This is a genomic window from Nostoc sp. DedQUE05 (assembly GCF_034530955.1).
GTDB lineage: Bacteria > Cyanobacteriota > Cyanobacteriia > Cyanobacteriales > Nostocaceae > Nostoc.
Genome location: NZ_JAVRCB010000078.1, coordinates 1 through 24,610 on the forward strand (window position 1 = coordinate 1; position 24,610 = coordinate 24,610).

General features: G+C 42.6%; 13 protein-coding genes. 11 read left to right on the forward strand and 2 right to left on the reverse strand.

Translation table 11 applies throughout. The annotated features are described in order from the left end of the window. From RMZ42_RS33600 to RMZ42_RS33620, 5 genes are all read left to right on the forward strand, one after another. Positions 1-206, forward strand: a 206-nt coding sequence (locus RMZ42_RS33600) for a hypothetical protein (RefSeq protein WP_322675500.1), incomplete at its 5' end; no start/stop codon positions are given. 82 nt (positions 207-288) lie between these two features. Further along, a complete protein-coding gene (locus RMZ42_RS33605) occupies positions 289-2,622 on the forward strand; it encodes an EF-hand domain-containing protein (RefSeq protein WP_322675501.1) in 2,334 nt (777 codons plus the stop codon). A gap of 596 nt (positions 2,623-3,218) precedes the next feature. After that, positions 3,219-7,529 (forward strand): ATP-binding protein, encoded by a 4,311-nt coding sequence (locus RMZ42_RS33610; RefSeq protein WP_322675502.1) that lies wholly within the window; start codon positions 3,219-3,221, stop codon positions 7,527-7,529. Between the two features lie 442 nt (positions 7,530-7,971). Continuing rightward, positions 7,972-10,194, forward strand: coding sequence for an EAL domain-containing protein (locus tag RMZ42_RS33615; protein ID WP_322675503.1), 2,223 nt, complete (start codon positions 7,972-7,974; stop codon positions 10,192-10,194). A gap of 467 nt (positions 10,195-10,661) precedes the next feature. Continuing rightward, positions 10,662-12,245 (forward strand): mechanosensitive ion channel family protein, encoded by a 1,584-nt coding sequence (locus RMZ42_RS33620; protein ID WP_322675504.1) that lies wholly within the window; start codon positions 10,662-10,664, stop codon positions 12,243-12,245. Between the two features lie 426 nt (positions 12,246-12,671). On the opposite strand, the gene RMZ42_RS33625 is transcribed toward RMZ42_RS33620, so the two are convergent. Continuing rightward, positions 12,672-13,613 (reverse strand): N-acetylmuramoyl-L-alanine amidase, encoded by a 942-nt coding sequence (locus tag RMZ42_RS33625; protein ID WP_322675505.1) that lies wholly within the window; start codon positions 13,611-13,613, stop codon positions 12,672-12,674. 562 nt (positions 13,614-14,175) lie between these two features. Between RMZ42_RS33625 and RMZ42_RS33630 the strand changes: the two genes are divergently transcribed. The 6 genes from RMZ42_RS33630 to RMZ42_RS33655 all read left to right on the forward strand — a co-directional run bounded on the left by RMZ42_RS33630 (position 14,176) and on the right by RMZ42_RS33655 (position 23,389). Continuing rightward, complete coding sequence (locus RMZ42_RS33630) at positions 14,176-15,330, forward strand: L-histidine N(alpha)-methyltransferase (protein WP_322675506.1); 1,155 nt, start codon at positions 14,176-14,178, stop codon at positions 15,328-15,330. 8 nt (positions 15,331-15,338) lie between these two features. Further along, positions 15,339-15,950 (forward strand): hypothetical protein, encoded by a 612-nt coding sequence (locus RMZ42_RS33635; protein WP_322675507.1) that lies wholly within the window; start codon positions 15,339-15,341, stop codon positions 15,948-15,950. A gap of 84 nt (positions 15,951-16,034) precedes the next feature. Beyond that, positions 16,035-19,763 (forward strand): magnesium chelatase subunit H, encoded by a 3,729-nt coding sequence (bchH, locus tag RMZ42_RS33640; protein ID WP_322675508.1) that lies wholly within the window; start codon positions 16,035-16,037, stop codon positions 19,761-19,763. 536 nt (positions 19,764-20,299) lie between these two features. Next, positions 20,300-20,722 (forward strand): hypothetical protein, encoded by a 423-nt coding sequence (locus tag RMZ42_RS33645; RefSeq protein WP_322675509.1) that lies wholly within the window; start codon positions 20,300-20,302, stop codon positions 20,720-20,722. A 349-nt stretch (positions 20,723-21,071) separates the two neighbouring features. Further along, positions 21,072-22,781 carry an NACHT domain-containing protein gene (locus RMZ42_RS33650; protein WP_322675510.1) on the forward strand — a complete coding sequence of 570 codons (1,710 nt, stop codon included), beginning with the start codon at positions 21,072-21,074 and terminating at the stop codon, positions 22,779-22,781. Beyond that, entirely contained in the window at positions 22,733-23,389 is a 657-nt protein-coding gene (locus RMZ42_RS33655) for a hypothetical protein (protein WP_322675511.1), read from the forward strand. The genes RMZ42_RS33650 and RMZ42_RS33655 overlap by 49 nt, the downstream gene beginning before the upstream one ends. Before the next feature lie 274 nt (positions 23,390-23,663). On the opposite strand, the gene RMZ42_RS33660 is transcribed toward RMZ42_RS33655, so the two are convergent. Further along, positions 23,664-24,383: a Uma2 family endonuclease gene (locus RMZ42_RS33660; RefSeq protein ID WP_322675512.1), complete on the reverse strand. Its 720-nt coding sequence runs from the start codon at positions 24,381-24,383 to the stop codon at positions 23,664-23,666. Positions 24,384-24,610 lie beyond the last annotated feature (227 nt).

The window sequence follows — 24,610 nt, forward strand, 5'->3', positions numbered from 1 at the left end:
GAATGTTTGAACTTTCTGGACGAATGTTTGAACTTTCTGGACGAATGTTTGAACTTTCTGGACAAATGTTTGAACTTTCTGGACGAATGTTTGAACTTTCTGGACAAATGTTTGAACTTTCTGGACGAATGTTTGAACTTTCTGGACGATATGTGGCATCATCTTCACGACCAACAATCTGCCAAGCGCCGAACCTACTTACTTAATATAATTAAACACCATTGAAGTAGCTGTTATAAAACATGGTAATAAATTTATTAGTGACAGATATAGAATTGGAACAAAACCATGATTGATGAACAAGAAATAGAAAAATTGTGGCAAGCTTTCAAAGTATTAGACGTAGACGGCAACGGCGCGATCTCAACCGAGGAACTAGGGGAGGTAATGCGATCGCTAGGGCAAAATCCCACGGAAGCGGGGCTGCGGGACTTGATTAAGGAGATTGATGTTGACTTGTCAGGCACTATCGATTTTGAAGAATTTAAAACGCTGATGATCGCGAAAGTAGGCGATCGCCAAAGTCGCCTGAAATTAGCCTTCAGTGCCTTTGATGAGGACGGTAGCGGTGAAATTACTGCCGTTGAACTGCGGACAGTGATGACTCAGTTTGGGCTGACAGACGCTGAGTTGAAAGAAATGTTGCAGGAAGTAGATCATGATGGCGATGGCTCAATTGACTTTGAGGAATTCTGTCAGCTAGTACCGGAGGAATCAAGCAAAACTGGTTATCAAGACTCACCGATTTCCCTGAACAGTTCGCTCAAGACAGTGGCTACTTCCAATGAAGCCGCAGCAGCCAGCACCCAGCCGACGCCAGAAGCAACAACTCCAGAGTTGGCACAGCTAAGAGAACAGTTAGCGCAACAACCAAACTCACCGAATCAGAAAAAAAGCGGTACATCTCCCTTACAAATGCAGATAGGTTTGTTTCGTTTGATTCAAGGAGCAGCCTACCGCAGTTTCCGTGAGAGTTTCTCTGCAAATCACGAAACTCACTTGCGGGTGAAAAACTTGCCATACAGAATTACTGATTTTGTGGAGTTTGTTAAACAGGCGATCGCACTGTACAAAGCATTAGGTATAGTATCCGAAGATTGCTACCCCGTTCTAGATGCAGTGGTGAAATCGATTGCTGATGAATACGCCCGATTGCAGGAGCGGATTAAGAACTGGCAAACAGTGGCAAAGACACCAGAAATGTTGGCAGAACAGCAAGCGATTTTAGAAGCGCGGAGTAAATTTGCCAATGTCAAAGAAAAGTTTGCTGCTGGAGTCGAGTTTGCAATTACGATCAAAAAGAAAAGTCTCAGCTTGGGTGACATCGTAGAAGGTGTGCTGGCGATTAACGAACTCAATCGTCTCAGGGGAATAGAACTGAACGAAGAAATGGCTCCACCACCAGTTAAATCTCAGGCAAATCCAAAAGACTATTTGCACAAGTGGAACCGCGTCATTCTCTCCCAAGCAACTGAGGAAATAGATGGTGCAATCATGCCAGTAGCATACTGGTATGAGGACTTTATGCCGAAGTTATTGGCAGCGTTTAGTGTTTCTAGCACAGCAGATATCCAAAGTAACACCGTACCCGACGAAGCGGCTTTGGATGAATGGTATCAGTGTACAAAAAACTCAGGAGAATTTAACCGCTACGGGGCGGATGTTGCCGAAAATTTTCCCCGTTGCACTCCCAAACAGAAATTGATCCTCAAACAAGCATGGCGGTTAACGCATCACTACCTGAATGGAGTGCAGAAACGCCGGGAACGCCTAGAATTTGGGCGAGAATCAGGGGCGCTATCGCAGTATGTAGCATTCATTGATGTCTATCTAGATCGGACTGAGGTGAAGGATTCCCAAATGCGAGTCAGTTTCCCCTACTACATTGGCCCGGCAGTGTGGCGCTTCTTCCATACCACAGCTGAGATTGTCTGTACCAAGACACCAGAACAGCAAAAAGCGGCAGTCGCAATCTTCAAAGATTTCTTCCAACTGTTTGCCACAATGTACCCGTGTCCTTACTGCCGACACCACCTGAATATGTATGTTGTCCAAAATAAGGAAGTGGATATGTATCCTGTAGAATACCTGATACTTGGGCGCGACCCCAAGCTGACTGACTTTGAGGTATCATTGGAGGCAAAATTGTCCACCGTCGTAGATGGTTCTTCCCTGCGCTTATTCTTCTGGAAACTGCATAACACCGTTTCTTCTTCCATTGCGCGATCGGAAGAATGGTATCACAAGGATGAAAAAGCGTTCTACACCACCCGTTTTTGGCCCAGCCTTGACTCTGAGTTAGCAAGAGCCAATGCACTCAAATACACCAGCATAGAAACTGCTCGCATCTACAACATCTATGGAATTCTGAAGCCATTGGCACGGCTGACAGGGGTAAAAACAGAATTGCCAAAGCTGCTGGAGAAGGGCGATGCGAATAACCTCAAGGAAGCGTGTATAGTTGCACAGAACCACATCAAGGATTTAGAGGAAGCTGTCATTAACGGACAATTTCTCCAAGAAACATACTACTTTGAACCTAGCCTTGTGGATAAAGCTCCACTTTTCACCCCTGAAGAAGAAGAGTTTGCCCGAACCGGTATGTTTACAGAAACGATTTAAATACTTATAAGACTATCCCTTCAACGTAAGTAAAAGTTTTGGTCAAAAAATTCCTCTTTAATTTTTTACTCTGTGTTTTCTCCGTCTGGAGTAGTTAAATAAATTACTTTTAAATCGCATAAACGCGGAGCGCACAAAGAGAAAAAGAGAGATTTTTCCAGTCACCTTGAAAGGGGTAGTCTTAACTTAGAATGCTTTAATTCCCCTCCTTCAAAGTTTCCTCGGCAGGGGAATTAAAGCGCGACCCATTATTAAAACGCGTCTGCTTGAGCTACAGCGTGCCAAATGCTTGTGGGTAGCGATCGCCGTTGCAACATCATTGTCTAATGAGAATTGCCCTTGGTAGCTAGCTTGAAATATCGATGATATAAAGGAGACAATAAAAATAGCCAAAGTAGAAGCTTGCCCCGAAAAAGCAATTTCAATGCTTTGAAAAGTCACAGTAGAGTTGGTATCTCACCCTGTATATGCCTTTGAATATCCTCTAAAATAAGTGTTTAGAAGCGTAAAGGTCTAGTCTAATTTATAGAGGATTTTTTCTAAAAGATAACCACCGATGTAGCCTGTAACCGTACATGACCAATCGAGAGGAATTAATGAAGAACGAGTCAACGTTAGCAAGCAACGCCAACGTAAATTTCCTTATCGGTGGAGGTGAAATGGGGGCTAGGATGCGAGAACAGGATTGGTCAAAAACGTCCCTTGGCCCAACACAGCAGTGGCCGCAGAGTTTGAAGACTGCCGTGCGAATTATGCTAACTTCCCGTCAACCCATGTTTGTTTGGTGGGGCGAAGAACTGATTAACCTTTACAATGACGCTTATAAAACTATTATTGGCGGCAAACATCCAGAAGCATTTGGACAGCCGGCTTCATACGTGTGGCGGGAAATATGGGATCAGGTTGGGCCTCGCGCCGAATCAGCAATGCTAAAGAATGAGGGTACTTACGACGAAGCGCTACTGCTAATTATGGAGCGCAATGGCTACCCAGAGGAAACCTATTATACTTTTTCATATAGCCCGGTTCCTAATGACCAGGGCGACACAGGTGGGATCATCTGCGCCAACACAGAGGACACGCAGCGGATTATCAGCGAGCGTCAATTGGCACTTTTGCGCGAACTAGCGGCGAGGACAGCAGACGCGCGGACATTCGATGAAGCCTGTACGCTAAGTGCGAGTTGTCTGGAGAGCAACCCTTACGATCTCCCGTTCGCAATGATTTATCTGGTCGATCCCGATAAGCAGGAAGTTTTTCTGGCTGGAACGTGCCGCATTGGGCAAAACCACGTAGCAGTTCCAGAAACAGTGCCTCTCGATGCTGATGGGGTTTGGCCGTTTGCGGAAGTGAGCAAAACGCATCAAGCCAAACTGATTTCCGATTTGGAAGTGTCTTTTAGTAGTCTACCCTGTGGTGTTTGGCAGCGATCGCCCCATCAAGCGATCGCAGTACCCATTGCCGCATCTGGTCAAAGCGGAAAAGCTGGTATATTAATCGCTGGTTTGAACCCCTTCAGGCTATTCGATGACAATTATAAAGGATTCATTGATTTAGTTGCGGCTCAAATTGCCGCCAGCATCGCTAACGCCCAAGCTTACGAGGAAGAACGCAAACGCGCTGAAGCCTTGGCAGAAATCGATCGCGCCAAAACCGTCTTTTTCAGCAACGTCAGCCACGAGTTCCGTACCCCACTGACTCTGATGTTGGGGCCATTAGAAGACACCTTAACCACTTGTGCTACTCTGCTTCCAGCCAAAGAACGAGAGCAGCTAGAAATGGTGCAACGCAACGGACTTCGGCTACTGAAACTGGTCAACAGCTTGCTAGATTTTTCACGCATTGAAGCCGGAAGGGTTCAAGCCTCTTATGAACCCACCAACCTTGCCACCTTCACCGCAGAACTAGCTAGTGTATTTCGTTCCGCAGTAGAACGGGCAGGGATGCAGTTATCAGTTAATTGTCCGGCTCTGCCAGCACCAGTGTATGTAGATCGAGAGATGTGGGAAAAAATTGTTCTTAACCTACTCTCGAATGCCTTCAAGTTCACGATGGCTGGAGAAATTGCAGTCAGTTTGCAGTGGTTAAATGACCATGTTGAGTTTGCAGTCAAAGACACAGGAATCGGTATCCCAGCCGCAGAAATCCCCCACCTTTTTGAACGATTCCACCGCGTCAAAGGAGCGCAAGGACGAACTTTTGAAGGGTCAGGAATTGGATTATCACTGGTGCAAGAATTGGTGCAAATGCATGGTGGAACAGTTAATGTTACCAGTCTTCTTGGAGTAGGCAGTTGCTTTACTGTGTCAATTCCAACAGGATATGCTCATTTGCCTCCAGACCGAATTAGTGCCCCGCGAACTTTAGCTTCAACTGCATTAGGTGCAACACCTTATTTAGAAGAAGCCCTGCGGTGGCTACCGGAAGAAGAGAGCAGGGGAAGCAGGGGGAGAAGAGAAGCAGGGGGAGAAGAACTAGTTCAAGAAGACTACAACATATATATAGATTCTTGCCCTGCCTCCCCTGCCTCCCCTGCCTCCCCTGCCCCCCTGCCCCTCCGCTCTTCTGCACCCTCTGCTCGGATTCTCTTGGCGGATGACAACGCAGATATGCGCGATTATGTTAAGCGGCTATTAAGTCAACAGTATGAGGTGGAATCAGTGCCGGATGGTTTAGCTGCTTTGGATTCGGCTCGTGGACGTGTCCCCGATTTGGTACTGACAGATGTGATGATGCCTGGATTAGACGGTTTTGGACTGCTGCAAGCATTACGAGCCGATCCGCTGACGCAAAAAGTTCCCATCATTCTGTTGTCGGCACGGGCGGGAGAAGAAGCACGGGTGGAAGGGTTAGAAGCGGGAGCCGATGATTATCTGATTAAACCTTTCTCTGCCCGTGAATTGTTGGCGCGGGTAGAGGCAGCCCTAAAAATGGCTCGTCTCCGCCAAGAGGCAATGGAACGCGAGCAAGGGTTGCGAATTGAAGCTGAGGTCGCTAAAGCACACCTAGAGACTGTTATCGCTGGTATTCAAGACCAGTTCTTTGTGTTGGATCGAGAGTGGCGTTATAGCTTTGTCAATGAACAGGTAGCAGAAATTGTTGGCATCCCCAAAGAAGAGTTGCTAGGTAAGATCGTTTGGGAAGTGTTTCCCGATATGGTTAAAAGCGAGTTTGATACTGAGGTTCATCGGGCGATCGCCCAAAATACTGTTGTTCAGTTTGAATACTTTTATCCAGCTTCGCAGCGCTGGTTTGAGAATCGCATCTACCCCTTTGCAGAAGGAGTCAGCATTTTTGTTACAGAAATTAGCGATCGCAAACAAGCAGAAAAAGCCCTTCGGGAAAGCGAAGAAAAGTTCCGCAACATGGCTGATAATGCCCCCTTCATGGTTTGGGTGACAGACACCAATAGCGACTGCACCTATCTCAGTCAAAGCTGGTACGATTTTACAGGTCAGAGCGAGGAAATGGGTTTGGGATTTGGCTGGTTAAATGCTGTGCATCCAGAAGACTATAATGATGCCAGGAATGTTTTTCTGGAAGCAAGTAGCAGTTACTCGGCTTTTCGTTTGGAGTACCGCTTGCGGCGCAAAGATGGCAAATATCGCTCTTGCATCGATGCTGCGAATCCGTGGTTTGGAGTGGACGGTCAGTTTAAAGGTTACATCGGCTCAGTGATTGACATTACCGAACGCAAAGTTGCAGAAGCCGAACGCGATCGCCTCCTAGAACTTGAGCAAGCTGCCAGAACTGAAGCCGAAAGAGCCAACCGAATTAAAGATGAGTTTCTGGCGGTACTCTCCCATGAATTGCGATCGCCTCTGAATCCGATTCTTGGTTGGGCGAGACTCTTGCAGACTCGTGAGTTTGACACAGCAGCCATAAAGAAAGCGATCGCAACTATCGAGCGGAATGCTCAATTACAAGCTCAACTAATTGAAGATTTGCTCGATGTCTCTCGAATCTTACAAGGCAAGCTCAACCTGAAGATGTTACCTGTCAACCTAGTACTGGTGATTGAGGCGGGATTGGAAACAGTCCGTTTGGCAGCAGAAGCCAAAAATATTCAAATTCAGACGATGCTGGATGCTTCTTTCGGGCAAGTTTTGGGTGATTCCGGTCGTTTACAACAAGTTATTTGGAATCTCTTATCGAATGCCGTTAAATTCACTCCTGAAGGAGGAAAAATTGATATTCAACTAGAGTACGTTGGCGCTGAAGCTCAGATTACCGTCAGCGATACAGGTAAGGGAATCAGCCCTGAGTTTCTGCCTTACGTGTTTGAATATTTTCGTCAGGCTGATGGCACGACAACCCGAAAATTTGGTGGATTGGGGTTAGGGTTAGCAATTGTGCGTCATTTGACCGAATTACATGGCGGCACGATTCAGGCAGAAAGTTTAGGTGAGGGGCAAGGAGCTATTTTCCGAGTCCGGCTACCACTAATTAAAAAAGATTTAACCCCAAAACCAAACATAGATATTGCTGCACTAAATCCTTCTCCTGCGATTGAAATCCTGGCAGGCAGCCAAATCTTAGTTGTAGATGATGACGATGATACCCGTGACTTTCACACATTTGTACTAGAACAGGCTGGAGCAATGGTGACAGCAGTGACATCAGCAAAAGAAGCATTACAAATTTTGGCAGAGTCAGAACCAGATATGCTGCTCAGTGATATTGGGATGCCAGAGATGGATGGCTATATGCTAATGCGCCAAGTTAAAGCATTGCAGGCAAATCAAGCCAAACAAATTCCGGCGATCGCTTTAACTGCTTATGCTGGAGAAATCAATCAGCAACAAGCACTTGAATCGGGGTTTCAAAAGCATCTGTCTAAACCCGTCGAACCAGAGGAATTAATCAAGGAAATTGCAATTCTAATTGGTAGAAGTGGGCATGTCTAAGTATAGTGGAGCCAATTTCAAAGTCTCTCTCCCAACATTGGGAGAGGGATTTAGGATGAAAGCTCTTTGATTCATGGCTTAATTTATTAACTTGTTTCAAATATTTTGTTATTTATTGAGGTCTATTCATTCTTCAAAAAGATATATTTACTCTGAATTAATCTAGCTAAACGCTGTCACTAATTTGGCTAACTTTACTTTTAATTTGTAACTTAAATTGTTAATATAACTCCTCTTTTTGTTGCTTGATTGTACAAAATACCTCGGCAATTACTTGGGCTTTGAGTATAAATTTTGGTATGTGTCGCAAAGTCACTTACTCAGCTAAATTATGCAGTTTACTTAACTCATCAAATCTTCATGTATTTGAAGTGTAGTTTATCTTTTACAGTAAAAATAATGGGAATAATAGAATAAATCGGATTGAGCAAATTATTTAGCTATGAGCCAAATATGTCCTATCTCCAAAACCTGTGCTTGTCGCAATATTGCACGCTGCCGGACTAAGGAAGCAGGTAAGCTCTTTCTCTGGTTCCCCGTTTCACATACCCTGATAAAAGTCACCTCCTACCTACAGCAGTTTTCCCTTAAGTATGAACTGATGCACGAGCGACCAGGTTTGAGTTTAGAGTGTAGACCCGGACAGTCTCTAGAAATTGCCCGTAACCTGGCCAAACTACTTGCACCAAGAGAATTAAAAGAGACGCAAGTGCTTTTCATGCAAGGCACTTTCCAACCTCAACTCCATGATTTTAGTGACATAGCCTCATTACAACGCTTCATTAAGTTAAACCAATCCGACTGGCTGGTTGAAATGCTGGCAACAGAACGATTCACCAGTTACTTTCAACCAATTGTTTCAATTAACGATACATCGCAAATTTTTGGATATGAATCGCTCTTGCGCGGTCTAGATGAAGAAGGCAATTTAGTACTACCGACATCTATTCTGGAGTTAGCAACTGAAGCCGGACTTCTACCACAACTCGACCAAGTTGCTCGTCTGAGCACAATCACTCAATTCAGCCGCCATCAAGTAAATGGGCACATTTTCATCAATTTTGCACCAACGTCACTTTATGACCCAGCTTTTTGCCTACGTAGTACGGTAGAGGCCATTGATACTGCCAGAATTCCCCACGATCGCGTTGTTTTTGAAGTCGTGGAGTCAGACAATCCTCAAGATTTAGCTCACCTCAAGGCAGTGCTTCAATACTACCGGAATGCTGGGTTTTTAATCGCTCTGGACGATCTTGGTTCTGGTTATTCCAGCCTAAACTTGCTACATCAGTTACGTCCAGATTTTATCAAGCTGGACATGGAGTTAATTCGAGATGTGCATCAAGACCTTTACAAAGCTTCGATTACCGAAAAGCTTCTAGAGATTACTCAAAAGTTAAATATTCAAACCGTTGCTGAAGGGATTGAGTGCATTGAGGAACTGAACTGGCTGCGAAAACGAGGTGCAAATTTTGCTCAAGGCTATTTGATTGCTAAACCCAGTGCAGCGCCTGTCACTACAACCCCTTTCTTTGAGCAAATCGCATCATTAACTCTAGCATCGGCACACTCTCAGCAGGTTGAGCAGCGTGTCCAACACCAAAGTGAGTCTGAGCGAATTGTTGCGGCTGTAACGCAGCGCATTCGACAATCGTTGGAGTTAGACGAGATTTTGCAAATCACGGTAGCCGAAGTGCGACAACTGTTTGAGGTAGATCGAGTGGTGATGTATCAGTTTAAGCCAGACTGGAGTGGATTAGTCGCTGTAGAATCCTTAGCAGAAGGGTGTATGTCGATTTTGGGATTTCACGTCATGGATACCTGCTTTCAATCCACGCGTGCAGCTTACTATCAACAAGGTAATACCAGAGCGATCGAAAACATTGAAACTGCGGGATTATCACCGTGCCATGTTGACCTCCTTAGAAGTCTGCAAATCCGGGCAAACCTTGTCGTACCAATTTTACAGCAAGGGCGTTTGTGGGGACTATTGATTGCTCACCAATGCCGTCATCCGAGACAATGGCAGCAATCGGAGATTAACTTGTTTAACCAGTTAGCAGGTCAAGCTGCGATCGCTATTCAGCAATCAGAACTTTACCATCAATTACAACAAGCAAACCAGGAATTACAGCGCCTTGCCTGTTCCGATGGTCTAACCCAAGTAGCAAATCGCCGCTGCTTTGATGACACGTTAAATACGCAGTGGCAATGGTTGGGACGAGAGCAAAGTTCGCTATCTTTGATTTTGTGTGATGTCGATTACTTTAAGCTTTACAACGATACACATGGACATTTGGCAGGAGATGATGCACTTAGACAGGTTGCTAAGGCAATCTCTCAGACAGTTAAACACCCCGCTGATTTAGTGGCTCGTTATGGCGGAGAAGAGTTTGCAGTTATTTTGCCGAATACTGATATTGAAGGGGCCATTGCAGTTGCAAAAGATATTCAGATCAATGTTAGTGCATTACAAATGCCTCATCCCCGTTCTCAGGTCAGTAAATTCATTACCCTAAGTCTTGGTGTGGCAACCATCACTCCTCATAGCCAATTATCTCCTGCAACCTTAATTGCTGCTGCTGACCAAGGACTTTACCAGGCAAAAGCACAAGGGAGAAATTGTGTCGTGCAGATGGATTGTAAGAATGCTGATGCTAAATAATCCTCTTTCATCCCGTCTACCAGCTTTCGTTGGAAGAATCGTTATTTCCCCCTGACAGTGCCAGTAAATCTTTTTCACAGCTAGCCGTTGCTGAAATGACTTTTTCTGAATTTCAATGGAACAAAAATCTTTTCTTGATTGGATAAATTCAGGGGTAATCATCTATCAGCATCGCTTAAGGAAAGCGGCATCAATAATGCAAAGTTTGTAGTGAGAGCAAATGAAGGCTGAAGCCGTCACTAAAAAATAATCTCAATATTTTTTACATTACTTAATTTACTTCGATTTATTCTCACTTACGTTGAGTTGGTGAAGATAAGACGAAAAGTAAACGTGTGAATAAAATGTTAATGGCTTGACAAGTTGTGATTATATGAAATAATAATCATCTATGTATAAAAAAACTTTGACGATCTCAAGAGATTTTGATATACAACTGTTAAACTGATTCAGTTTTCTGTTCATATATGAATGTATTAATTATTTTGGCTGAAGTCAGCCTGATAATCTTTGTTTTTTTATTACTGAACTGGGTTTTCAGCAAATTATTCAAGCTATTTACTAAAACCTTTATACCTAAAAACGACAATAGAAGTATCAAAACCCTCCGCCGAAATATCACAGGGTTATTGTTACTTGCTTGCGTGGTGTCGTGCATTTTGATTGTAGGTGCTAATGGTTATCTAGTTTATCGGGGCGAAAACCTTGAGCAATACACACTCTTGTTGATTGAGCGTATCCCATCAGGATTTTGGGTGACACTAGGAATTGGCATAGCTCAGAGTATTGGCACTTTGATTTTAGCGGCGATCGCGCTGAAATTTCTCAAATATTGGCTGAAGGTAGCCAGCACTCGCACTAAGAACTTAGAAAAAAATACTGCTGACGATGAAAGTATTGATGCTTTCTTTAACGCTTTGTATGACAGAATCAGCGGTGGAGTCTGGCTTTGGGCTACCATCTTGTGTGCCCAGTTTCTCAAATTACCAGCTACGGTTTCGGAATATTTGTATATCGCCCTGCGAATTTATCTAATCATTGCCGTTGGCTTGCTTATACTCAAAGCAAACGCTGCGATCGTTGATAGTCTAGATGCTCTCAGCATCAGATACTCCAATCCTGATAACCTGCTAAGATTCTACGATCGCCTCCGACACCTAATACCCTTTTTAAAGCGCTGCTTGGAATTTGTGATTTATGTCTGCATGGCAACATTGGTGATTCAACAGGTGCAGTTAATTGCCAATGTCGCAACTTTTGGCCCGCGAATTATCAAAATAATCGGTATCATCTTCATTAGTCGCGTGTTGTTTGAGGTAGTTTACTTACTGATTGAAGAAGTGCTGTTCAAAGAACAGAATCTAACTGATACTCAAAGAAGTAGACGCCTAACGCTCGTTCCTCTGTTTCGTAGTTTCTTACAATACTTAATTTACTTTGGCGCTACAGTTTTCATTCTCTATGCCCTGAGTATCGACCCAACTCCCATACTTGCGGGTGCTGGTATTGTCGGCATCGCTGTAGGGTTAGGGGCACAAACACTAATTAACGATATTGTCTGCGGCTTCTTTATTCTATTTGAAAACTACTACTTAGTAGGTGACTATATTGAAGCCGGAAAAGCCGAAGAGAAAGTTGTCGAAGGTATTGTCGAGGCGATTGAACTCAGAACCACTCGTGTCAGACATCCTAACGGTCAATTGCAGATTATTCGCAATGGCGATATTGGCTCAATTACTAATTACTCCAAACAGTATATCTTTGCAGTAGTAGAAGTTGGCGTGCCTTATGATTCCAACTTAGCGCACGTGTACAAAGTCATTGAGGAAGTGGGACAGCAGTTAAAAGCAGAAGATCCAGATGTACTTGAAGGCACACAGATAGATGGAGTCGAAAGTCTTGGAGAGTCTAACTTGTTGCTACGAACATTGACGAAAGTAAAGCCAGGAAAACATCTTCAGATTCAGCGCGTTCTTCGGAAGATTTTTACGAATGCACTGCAACAGGAAGGAATTATAATTCCCGTGCGCGCTGAAAGTGCCGAAGGTTAATTTGGTTCTTTTTTTATACATTAGATTAAGCGGATTTCTAGTTATTAATATGATATAGAAAATAAATTTGAAGCTTAGTTAAAACGTGTTGATTTATACAAAAATTCAGTAGTGATTGCAATACTTTTCGGTTAACGGGGAAAGGGGAAAGGGAAAAGCGTTGAATTCACCTTTACCCCTTACCCTTTAACCTTTTCCCTGCTATCTTAAATGCTTTGGCAGTTTGTGTACTTGCCAAAGATGTTATGAACAAAATATGGTTGTAATTTGCTAAAATTAGCTTCTTCATTTATTGATTAGGCAAAAAAGTTTTGTTAGCAGTAACGCGGTGTTTAACCCGTTCTCAGTTCTGAGTAAAGATGTTAGATTCCCAACTTCTTTACTCAGCACTACTACCCCAGTCTCTAGTCTCTAGTCCCCATCAGTCTAACCAATTAATTTCTGCCAACTAGCAGGGCCGATAATTCCATCAGCATCTAAACCATTTTGCTTTTGAAAGTTTTTAACTACAACCTCTGTTTGCGGGCCGTAGACACCATCATTATCCACACCTAAACGGTATTGCAAGTATTTGACAACTGCATTACCAGCATGGTTTGGTCTAAGTATTCGTTTTGCCAAAATTTGATTTATAGCACTCCATGTAGTTGTGTCAGCAACTCCAGTCGGCTGAACCCCAACAATAGTCTGAAATTTTTCTACAGCAGATTTGGTGTTAGCCCCTGTGAAGCCATCTTCCACTAATGTTTTACCATTTTTATCAGTTATTTTTAGTCGATTTAAGGCTTTTTGCAGTCTGAGAATCGTGGTATCTACATTATCTTCTTCATCTGGTACAGGGTTAACAGGAACACTTGGCACTTTACCAGTTAAGCCTTTGACAATTGCATTAGCCATTGCTTCAGGATTAAAAAGATTTATATCTTTTTGCGAATCGAGGAAGCAACATTCTATCAAGATAGCAGGCATATCTGTATTTTTCAGAACAAACAAGTGGGAACCACTCTTAACGCCACGATTAAAAAATCCTAACTTGATGATTTCATCTAATACAGGTTTAGCGATTTTTCTACCTGTATCGCTAGTTGCAAATACTTCTGTGCCGTTAGCTTGCCCGTTAAAAGAGTTAAAATGAATCGAGACGTAAATATCTACTTTACTCGCATTAGCTGTAGAACATCTTTTTGAGAGTGATTCACGTACTGTACTAGCACTACTTGGTTTACATACTACGACTTCATTTCCTAAAGCTCTTAATTTGGTTATAACTCTATTACCGACATCTAAAGTTAAATTATCCTCGATTTTAATCCCTCTAGCTCCTGTATCTGGTGGGCAATTGTGCCCGCTATCAATTCCGAATTTCATTATTTCATCCTCAAGTTAATTGTTTTTACACTAATTCAAAACTCTTCTAATTATATAGACAAAGTTTTGTTAATAACTTTGTGAAAATACTTGTTAGCAATGACTGCATTATTTTCAGCATGACTATGCTATTAAACCAAATAAGTTTTTGTGCGAACCTGAGCAGTAACTTTGATTTGGTAAAATCCATTAATTACAAGCTATATTGTAACCAAAAACACAACTATTATAAATTATCAATATCGAGAATAACCAGTAAAATTTTGCAATAAATTGAAATCTAGTAATTGCCTCCATTATTTAGATAATAACGCTTTGTAAAACTGGAAAGCCATGACAAAAGTACTTAGTTAAGATGCCCAAATCCCGAAACCGAACGCACTCCCTGATGTGAATCTGGGTTTATAAGGCCGTAAACCCTTGACAGACTCTACCCTTGGCTTCTTGTTAACCCTGAGCAGCTTAACACATAATGCTTTACAGTATTAATGAATACGCGAGCGCTTCTAGACACACCTGTGCGAGATTTATCAAATAAACTGCTCAAGAAACGAGGCTCAACATGGGATCTTTAAATTTTGTGAAGCTACTGGAGAATTCCATCAATGAACCCGGCTTAGGGTGGACTCTTTGTTTCATAGGGGAAGATCAATCTAGCAAACTTGCAGAACTCACGCAAGAATTGAGAGGGGAATTTTCTGCAACAGGCGATGGAAAAGAGATTTTATCTGGTTTTTCCTATTGGGGAATCGGCCCAACCATCGCCTGGGATCGTGCTTGTAACGATCGCTTCTATCTTGTAATGAAAGAGAGTATAGAATCTTTTAGATATCGATGGCATCAAATTAATTTCAATAATATCAAAGATCGGCAATATCATTATGTAAGTTTAGGTGTCGGCACCGGTGAGAAAGACCAACACATTTTAAGTTTATTGTTCAACGTAAATCCCGATCTCCTCTACTTTCCAGTTGATATGAGTTCGGAAATGTTAAGGCTAGGTGTGCAACAAGCAACGAGAGGATCGCAATTGCAAGGTAGCCATGTATTGCCAATTCAAGTTGACTTCTCAATTGAGAGAAATGTTGACGAATTACGAAAACTACTAGATAGAGTTATCAATAACAGTCCTGTGCTATTTTCGCTCCTGGGGAACACATTAGCTAATTTTCAACAAGATACAGAACTTTTGCAAACTATTTCTAAACTAATGCGACCTGAAGATAGACTACTCCTAGAAGTAGCTACCACCGAAGAATTAAGCGAAGAAGCAGCACAAAATGCTGCCAAAGAATACGCAAAAACTAAATCGTTTAAAGAGTTTGTTACCAGCGCGTTGCTGCAAAATACTGATTTACATATCGACTTAAATAGTGTGTTTTTTGAAGGTACTGTAGAAGCTGATAGAGGAATTTTAATAAAAATCCTGTATCGCAATCTAACTGAAAACAAAATTGAAGTAATGTTACCCGATCGCTCAGTAATGAATTTTGAAGACCAAGATACGATTCGTTTATATCTGAGTCGGAAATATGCTTCTAATGGCATCCAGAAAACTATATCAGACTGCAACCTGGTGCTTGTTGATAGGCTACACACAGTATTGGAACCGCGTTTAAAAAATGGATTTGGCATGGATTTAATCTTAATTGCCGCTGACTCTTCAGGAATTAACAAGAATCCTTCTGTAGCAAATGATATATGGTCTAAAAGGTAAGATGTGATATGAGTATGAAAAACCTAGTGAGTTTTATCACGTTTTTCCCTCTACTTCTGGGATTTATTTTAGCTGCCGTCTGGTGGACTAAAGATGAAAAAAATTTGGAACCAATACTAACAGGTCTGGGATTATTAGCCACAATTACCGGGATTTTTGGCGAACGATGGGCATCAGCTAACGAAAAGAGGATAGAATTTCTGCGTGCCTTACTGAATGAGTGCAGATCGAATGACGTAATTTTATCTGACGAACGATTTAATCCAAACTCACATAGACCAGGACGACCGATAGTTTTTCCGCGATTAATTATATCAGTGACGGAAACAGCGATCGCATCTAATGTGTTTGCAGAACGTCAAGATAGAGAGTTATTTTCGCTTATACATCAATGGCGACATACTGCCAATGAGTTTAACCGGAGATTAGATATTACCGAGTTGCGTACATTTACAAACTTGTCAGCACAAGAAATTCGTTTGCTATACGAAGCGTTACAGCAGTCAAAAGAATTCAATGATGCACTGAATTTAACTCAACATATTACAACTTTTTTGCAATCAAAATATCCTAAAGGTAGTAGTGATAGTGAAGTCCTCATCCCTTCAAGGAACTACTGACCAAAATCTGTGGGTAGATATTTAATAATCAGCCTGAAAGCACGTTTAAAATTTAAGTAAAGAAATATTTCGTAGCTTACAGGCATGAAACGCATCGTCTTGGTTGCTGGGTTTGAATCATTCAACGCTGACTTGTACAGAAAAGCAGCCTTTTTGGCTAACTCTCGCTGTCCTGAGTTGGATATTCGGGTATTTAGCGATCGCGATCTTACAACCAAACGCGCCGAGGTAGAAACAGCACTCGATGGCGCTGATGTGTTTTTCGGTAGCCTACTATTTGATTATGACCAAGTTGTGTGGTTGCGCGATCGCATTGCCCAAATTCCCATCCGCCTAGTTTTCGAGTCAGCCTTGGAATTGATAAGTTTAACCAAGTTGGGTGACTTTGCCATTGGCGACAAACCCAAAGGAATGCCCAAACCAGTTAAATTTATCCTCGACAAATTTAGCAATGGACGAGAAGAAGACAAACTCGCTGGTTACATCAGCTTCTTAAAAATTGGCCCCAAACTACTGAAATACGTGCCAGTGCAAAAAGTCCAAGACTTACGCAACTGGTTAATTATCTATGGTTACTGGAATGCTGGCGGCCCAGAAAACGTCGCTTCATTATTCTGGACACTGGCAGAAAAATACTTAGATTTAAAAGTCGGCGACATTCCCCCGCTAATTGAAACCCCCAACATCGGATTACTCCATCCCGATTATCAAGGGTTTTTTGAATCGCCCCGCGAATATTTGGAATGGTATCTTGTGGGGCAGGCGTCTCGCCTGCCATTCCCGAAGGGCGGGCAAGATGCCCACCCCACAAAACCAGTTGTCGGAATTCTCCTCTACCGCAAACACGTCATCACCAAACAACCCTACATTCCCCAACTAATTCGCAGTTTTGAATCAGCCGGTTTAACTCCTTTACCCATCTTCATCAACGGCGTAGAAGGACACGTGGCGGTACGAGATTTAATGACAACCGACTATGAAATTCAGCAACGACAACTAGGTAATATAGAAACTCCCTCACTATCAAGTGAAGCAGTAAAAGTGGATGCGATCGTTTCCACAATTGGCTTTCCTCTGGTGGGTGGCCCGGCTGGTTCAATGGAAGCTGGCCGTCAAATAGAAGTAGCAAAACGCATCCTCACTGCCAAGAATGTACCTTATATTGTTGCTGCACCACTATTAATTCAAGATATTTCCTCGTGGACGCGCCAAGGTATCGGCGGATTGCAAAGTGTCGTATTGTACGCATTACCAGAATTAGATGGCGCTATTGATACCGTTCCCCTTGGTGGTTTGGTGGGTGAAAATATTTATCTGGTTCCCGAACGGGTGGAGCGATTAATTGGTAGGGTAAAAACTTGGGTGGCTTTGCGGCAAAAACCTGCATCGGAACGCAAAATTGCCATTATATTATATGGCTTCCCACCAGGTTATGGTGCTGTGGGCACAGCTGCATTATTAAATGTGCCGCGTAGTTTGCTGAAGTTTCTCCACGCACTCAAAGAACAAGGTTACACCGTGGGAGATTTACCAGAAGATGGAGAAGAATTGATTCGCTGGGTGAAAGAGGCGGATGAAGCTAATCCTCTTGTGGGGCAGTCGTCTCGCCTGCCCCTAGATAATGGCGGGCAAGATGCCCACCCCACAAACAGTGTCAATGTTCGCACTCTAGAAAAATGGTTGGGATATCTGCAAACTTCCCGCATCGAAAAACAATGGAAATCTCTCACGGGAACTGGTATTAAAACTTATGGTGAAGAATTCCAAATTGGCGGTGTGCAATTAGGCAATGTGTGGATAGGTGTACAACCACCTTTGGGTATACAAGGCGACCCGATGCGTTTAATGTTTGAACGAGATTTAACGCCTCATCCTCAATATGCTGCTTATTATAAATGGCTGCAAAATGAGTTTGAAGCTGATGCTTTAGTTCACTTTGGAATGCATGGGACGGTGGAATGGTTGCCTGGTTCTCCGTTAGGTAATACGGGTTATTCTTGGTCGGATATTCTGTTAGGAAATTTGCCTAATCTATATATATATGCGGCGAATAATCCGTCTGAATCGATGTTGGCAAAACGTCGCGGTTATGGTGTATTGATTTCTCATAATGTACCGCCTTATGGACGTGCAGGTTTGTATAAGGAGTTGGTGGCGTTGCGCGATTTGATTGCAGAGTATCGGGAAGATCCGCAAAAGAATTATGTTTTGAAGGAAGGGATTTGTAAAAAAATTGTGGATTCTGGGTTAGATGCAGATTGTCCGTTTGCGGATGCGAAAAAGTTGGGACTTGCGTTTACTCCTGAAAATGTGCGGATGTTTAGCAATCATGCTTTTGATGATTATTTGGTGGAGTTGTATGAATATTTGCAGGTTTTAGAAAATCGATTGTTTTCTTCTGGGCTGCATACTTTGGGGGAAGCACCGAATGAAGAGGAATTGGCTTCTTATTTGGAGGCATATTTTGGGGAAGAGGAAGGAAAAAACGAAGAAAGAGAAGAAGAGGAAAAACTAATAAAAGATTTGTTGATGCAATCTACAGATGAGTTAACGAATTTGTTAAGGGGGTTGAATGGGGAGTATATTCCGCCTGCGCCTGGTGGGGATTTGTTACGGGATGGGGCTGGTGTGTTACCGACGGGGAGGAATATTCATGCTTTAGATCCTTATCGGATGCCTTCACCTGCGGCGTATGAACGAGGACGGGAAATTGCTCAAAAAATTATCGCCCAGCATTTGGATGAACATGGAAAATATCCAGAAACGGTAGCGGTGATGTTATGGGGATTGGATGCGATTAAAACTAAGGGTGAATCTTTGGGGATTCTTTTGGAATTGGTGGGGGCTGAACCTGTTAAGGAAGGAACTGGTAGAGTTGTTCGTTATGAATTGAAGCCGTTGGCGGAGGTTGGACATCCCCGCATTGATGTGTTGGGTAATTTGTCTGGGATTTTCCGGGATAGTTTTGTAAATATTATCGAATTGCTGGATGATTTATTTCAACGGGCGGCTGATGCTGATGAACCTGACGATCGCAATTTTATCAGGAAACACGCTTTAGCTTTAAAAGCCCAAGGTGTGGAAAATGCCTCGGCGAGATTGTTTTCTAATCCGGCGGGTGATTTTGGTTCTTTGGTAAATGATAGAGTGGTTGATGGTAACTGGGAATCTGGCGAGGAGTTAGGCAATACTTGGCAAAGTCGCAATGTGTTTAGCTATGGCAGAGAAGATAAAGGTCAAGCTAGACCGGAAGTTTTGAATACGTTGTTAAAAACTAGCGATCGCATTGTTCAAGAAATCGATTCGGTAGAATATGGTTTAACTGATATTCAAGAATATTACGCTAATACGGGCGGTTTGAAAAAGGCAGCAGAAAAACAAGGCGGTAAGAAGGTTACAACCAGCTTTGTAGAAAGTTTCTCGAAGGATACCACACCGCGCAAGTTAGATGATTTGCTCAGAATGGAGTATCGCACCAAGTTGGTAAATCCCAAATGGGCGCAAGCGATGGCGAATCAAGGTTCTGGTGGTGCGTTTGAAATTTCTCAACGGATGACGGCGTTGATTGGTTGGGGTGGTACTGCCGATTTTAGCGATGATTGGGTTTATGACCAAGCGGCAGATACTTATGCATTAGATGCAGAGATGGCAGAGAAGTTACGGAAGGCGAATCCTGAAGCTTTTCGCAATATTTTAGGGAGAATGTTGGAGGCGCATGGGCGGGGTTTCTGGGAAGCTGATGGTGATAAGTTAGATAAATTGCGTCAGTTGTATGAGTTAACGGATGAAGAGTTGGAAGGTGTGACAGTTTAGAAGGTAGATGCGTTAAAAGTTCAAATAAAAATTATTGTAGAGACGGCGATTTATCGCGTCTTCACTTAACCGAACCGTATTGAAAGCGATGTCTACGACGGGCTACGCCTACGCTATTACGCTTGAAGCTGTAAAAATTTAAACCTTTGCAGCTAAGATTACTTCATGTATAAGAAAGGCTTAAGTTTTTCTAGCAAATGTATAAGCCCTTGCTGGAAAGGCTTAATACTTTGCAACAAATGTTCGTCCATGTATAAGAAAGGCTTAAGTTTTTCTGGCAAATATATAAGCCTTTGCTGCAATTGTTCAATGCTGTGCAACAAATGTTCTTCCATGTATAAGAAAGGCTTAAGTCATTGCAGCAATTGTTGTAACGAAATTATGAATCTATTTAATACCGGAAATAGAATATGTTCTAAGTGAAATTAATTAAACTTTGAGAAATGTAATTGCAACTGATTTGCGATATTTTCCCATGACAATCAGAAAAAGTTTGGTATAAAACAGTACTAATAACCTAGTAGCAGAGATGCATTATGGCACGTCGTAAAAGAAATTCCACCGCTTTAGAAAGAGCCGATCGCCGGATTGAAAGTATGCAATCTATCAGTGTAGAACTTGACTTTGGCCAAGGATTGACTATACAAGCTTACACCGTGGCAATTAACGATCTCCGGTCTAAGCTTGCTGCTTACAACACTGCATTATCTACCATTGACAAACTTACAGATGACGTGAATAACGCCGAAAAAGTTGTAATAGCGATGTCAGAACAAATGTTACTAGGAGTTGGCAGCCGTTACGGTAAAACCAGCCCAGAATACGAGATGGCGGGTGGTGCTAGACGAGGTAATACCAAGAAGAAGCGAAGCGTACTAGACAATTCCAAAGTCACCAATTCTTTAGCAGCCGATTCTGTGAAGCTTTCTTCTGCAAATGGATCTATGAATCGGGTGTAGGGTGCGAGCGTGAGTTGAGTAAAATCCACTAGGGTTTAGTTCTACGTTAAATTGACGCCTATGGGCACTGCCCATTAGTGTCAACTTAAGCTAGAAATAGCTTATCTGTTAGCTTCCTCACCCGCCTGGGAATCAATTCCCAGGCTAACAGCTAAAGTCTACTAAAGTAGACTAAATATTTTTGAGTATATTTAGTCATCTTCAGATGACTTTTGCTATTAGCAAGGAACTTCAGTTCCTTGCGGGATATCAATTTTACCTTTGTAGGACGGACACCATAGAAAGAATTGAGCGTTTTATTGTGTAGTATATAAAAGAGCGCTTAAAAGTCCTCGGTCATTTGACTACTATGGTTGCAGACCACAGCATAGATTTTCATACGTATCTAGAATCTATCAGCGAGGATGACACATATAGAGATTGGCAAGATTTATACACACCAACTGATGCCATAGACCGTCAAAGACTTGAACCCAAAAAATCGCGCAGACGCTTAGATTTGAGTTTGATGGTGCAAACAGTACCACAGCAACGAGAAGGTGAAGCACCAGACAGAGAAAAAATTGAACGGTTGAATATCCTCGAAGGGTTACGGAAGTATGCACCCGTCCATGTATTGTTAGTAGGAAAACCGGGTTCAGGCAAATCTACAGCTTTAGAACGTTTGTTGTGGGAAGAAGCTCAAAAGGGGAAACAAAGAGAACCAAATCAGAAAATTCCTGTGCTAGTGGAGTTAAGGCGCTACAAAACTTCGGTGCTGGATTTAATTCGGGACTTTTTGACTCGCTATAACTTAGACCTCAACAGCGAAGAGATTGAAAATCTACTGTTTACAGGGCAATTTTTGTTACTTGTAGATGGTTTGAATGAATTACCCAACGATCAAGCTAGACGAGATTTAGACGGATTTCGGCAGAAATACCACCGAGTCACGCCGATGATTTTTACTACGCGGTATTTGGGGGTGGGGGGTGATTTAGGTATTGAAAAAAAACTGGAAATGCAACCCCTCACAGAAGCACAGATGCAGCATTTTGTCCGCGCCTATTCAGAGGTGGGTGATGAAATGCTGCGACAGTTGGCTGGACGCTTGCGGGAATTGGCGGAAACGCCGCTGTTATTGTGGATGCTGTGTGAAGTATTCAATGATGCTAAACAAATTCCTACTAGTTTAGGTGAGTTGTTTCGTTGGTTCTCTGGAGAGTATCACAAACTCAAGGGAGATGTACCTATTGCTGAAGGGTTACGTAACTGGCAGACTGATTTATTGCAGCATCTAGCATTTGTCATGATGCAAGGCGACAATTCGACTGAGTTGCGATTAACTATTGCTAAACAGCAAGCTAGGAATTTTTTAGCAACATTTTTACAGAACAAAGTAGCTTATCCTGATGATTGTGCAAGACGCTGGATAGAAGATTTGCTCAAGTATCACTTAATTCAATTGCGAACAGACGACCAGATTGAATTTCGTCATCAGCTAATTCAGGAATACTACGCCGCAGAATTTATACTCTCACAGCTTGACAATATTAGTGATGAGAGGCTGAAACGGGATTATTTGAATTATTTGAAGTGGACAGAACCCGTGGCATTGATGTTGGGGCTGGTGGGTGATAAAAGGCAGGCTTTACGAGTGGTAAAATTAGCTTTAGATGTAGATTTGAACTTAGGGGCAAGATTGGCAGGAGAAGTAAAGTGGGAGCATCAGAAAAAAACAGTCGATTTAATTTTAGAGTTAGACATTCATCAGTTACTTAAAGTTGAATTTTTGGGTATCAGTCATTCTGAATATGCCGTTACTTTTTTAAGTAATTCGTTGCAGGGTAAAGATTACAATGTTCGTAGAATAAGTGCAGAGGCGTTAGGAAAAATCGGCAACCAAGAAGCAGTATCTGCCTTGATTAAAGTTTTGCAGGATGAAGATTACAATGTTCGTAGAATAAGTGCAGAGGCGTTAGGAAAAATCGGCAACCAAGAAGCAGTATCTGCCTTGATTAAAGTAAAGTTTTGCAGGATGAAGATTCCGTTGTTCGTAGGACTGCCGCACAGACCTTAGGAAAAATTGCTGGCTCTGAAGTTTTGTATCAGATATGGGAATTACAATTAAAAACACCATTATATAAAAACGATGCAATTTACAAAATTCAAGAGCGGTGCAAATTTTATAACCATGAAATTTATTATTCTGTCTTGAATGAGGAAACAAACAACGCCGATCCTTTAACTAGTGTTCTAAAAAAACTTGATAAAACACTCATAACTATGTCAGAAACTCCTACAAATGATTTCACAGGCGCTACCTTTGGCAACATCACAGGCAGTGTTACAGGAAATATCGAAGGTGATAACATTGGCACTCAAAACAATTACGCATCCACAAAAGATATTGCTAAATTAGAAATTGTGCTTGAGCAGTTGCTTGAGAAAATAGAGCAGGATAAACCGACTGTAATCGATGCTCAACCTATTGTGGCTCAAGCTGTTGAGAGTCATCCAGTACTTAAAAATAGGCAAGCGATTGAGCAAGTTATCAAAAATAATCCAGAGTTCAAAGTACGTTTGCAAAGAGCAGTGACAGCAGCAGGTATTGAGACTGTAAAGATTTTATTTGCTCCTGCTGGTATTGCGATTGAAGCGATTAGGGCTTGGAATGAACCTAGCTAGATGTACCCTCCTATTCCTGTTTCACTTTAAGAGGATGTTTTAAAAGTTCTTTAGCCGGTTGTAAAACGTTTTAAATCCCCCTATATTCACCTTAAAAAGGCGGAAACAGGAAATCTAGTTCACTCCCATTGGAAAGGCTACGGTGTGTATACAAGTCGAATTACCCCCCTTAATCCCCCCTTATAAAGGGGGGAAACAGGAAATCTTGTTCCCTCCCCTTGGAAAGGGGAGGGTTAGGGTGGGGTAAAACTGACACGAAAACTCAGTGAGTAAACTATTTCAGACTTGTGTATTTCTTCAACTGCTGCACAAACGCATCATGTTCCGGTGACTTCAACCCCGCTTGCACCACCTCCAACACCTGCACCATCTGATTGTTTAACAGCGCCTCCACCGCTAACCACAAACCCGGAAACACCCCAGAGCGAATAATTCCATCTGCACCGGGAGATAGCGATCGATAGTCACCGTCAATTAGGCAAAACCATTCAATTTTATTCTCGTAAGATTGCCAGATTACGTACTCTAACACTCCATTACGGCGATAAACCTGCTTTTTGCTGCCTGTATCAATGGCTGCACTACTCGCGGCAATTTCAACAATCAATTCGGGAGATCCTTCAATGTAACCATCGCGGCTTAAACGGGTTTGTCCGCCTGCGTCTGGTTCAATAAACAACGCTGCATCTGGCTGGGGTTCATTGTCTAAATCTAGTCTGACTGTTGCGGCATTACTCAAATCAACACCAGGAGTCAGTGATTGGTAGACTCCTAACCAAGTTATCACCCGACTGTGGGGTTTGCCATGAAGCTCATGTCTTACAGGAGATGCGATGTAAACGATTCCTTCAATCAGTTCTGCTTTTTTGATATGGGTTGCAGCCGCATAACGCCGTTCAAATTCAGGGCGAGTTAAGCGATGTCTACGACGGGCTACGCCTACGCCACTTTCAAGCGGAGGCAGATGTCTCTGGGGTGAGTACTCTCTAACCATTTGCCAATCCTTGGAGTTGCCGGATATTTTTGACTTTAGCAAACCTCAGTTATAGCAAGGGACTGGGGACTAGGGACACTTCGACAAGCTCAGTGCATCGCTGGGGACTGGGTGAAAAGCCTTTTTGTGTCTAAATTTTATCATCTGTTAATGTCCTAACCTTTTTGGCTGTTGCTATATCCCTCTTCTGTCACTTTCCGACATAAGCAAGTAGTAAATAACTGAAA

Bases quoted from the DNA above. Each gene is read 5' to 3' on its own strand.
- RMZ42_RS33620 (WP_322675504.1), top strand. From the start codon at position 10,662: ATGAATGTATTAATTATTTTGGCTGAAGTCAGCCTGATAATCTTTGTT.
- RMZ42_RS33605 (WP_322675501.1), top strand. From the start codon at position 289: ATGATTGATGAACAAGAAATAGAAAAATTGTGGCAAGCTTTCAAAGTA.
- RMZ42_RS33650 (WP_322675510.1), top strand. From the start codon at position 21,072: ATGGTTGCAGACCACAGCATAGATTTTCATACGTATCTAGAATCTATC.
- RMZ42_RS33625 (WP_322675505.1), bottom strand. From the start codon at position 13,613: ATGAAATTCGGAATTGATAGCGGGCACAATTGCCCACCAGATACAGGA.
- RMZ42_RS33615 (WP_322675503.1), top strand. From the start codon at position 7,972: ATGAGCCAAATATGTCCTATCTCCAAAACCTGTGCTTGTCGCAATATT.
- bchH (WP_322675508.1), top strand. From the start codon at position 16,035: ATGAAACGCATCGTCTTGGTTGCTGGGTTTGAATCATTCAACGCTGAC.
- RMZ42_RS33630 (WP_322675506.1), top strand. From the start codon at position 14,176: ATGGGATCTTTAAATTTTGTGAAGCTACTGGAGAATTCCATCAATGAA.
- RMZ42_RS33610 (WP_322675502.1), top strand. From the start codon at position 3,219: ATGAAGAACGAGTCAACGTTAGCAAGCAACGCCAACGTAAATTTCCTT.
- RMZ42_RS33645 (WP_322675509.1), top strand. From the start codon at position 20,300: ATGGCACGTCGTAAAAGAAATTCCACCGCTTTAGAAAGAGCCGATCGC.
- RMZ42_RS33660 (WP_322675512.1), bottom strand. From the start codon at position 24,383: ATGGTTAGAGAGTACTCACCCCAGAGACATCTGCCTCCGCTTGAAAGT.
- RMZ42_RS33635 (WP_322675507.1), top strand. From the start codon at position 15,339: ATGAGTATGAAAAACCTAGTGAGTTTTATCACGTTTTTCCCTCTACTT.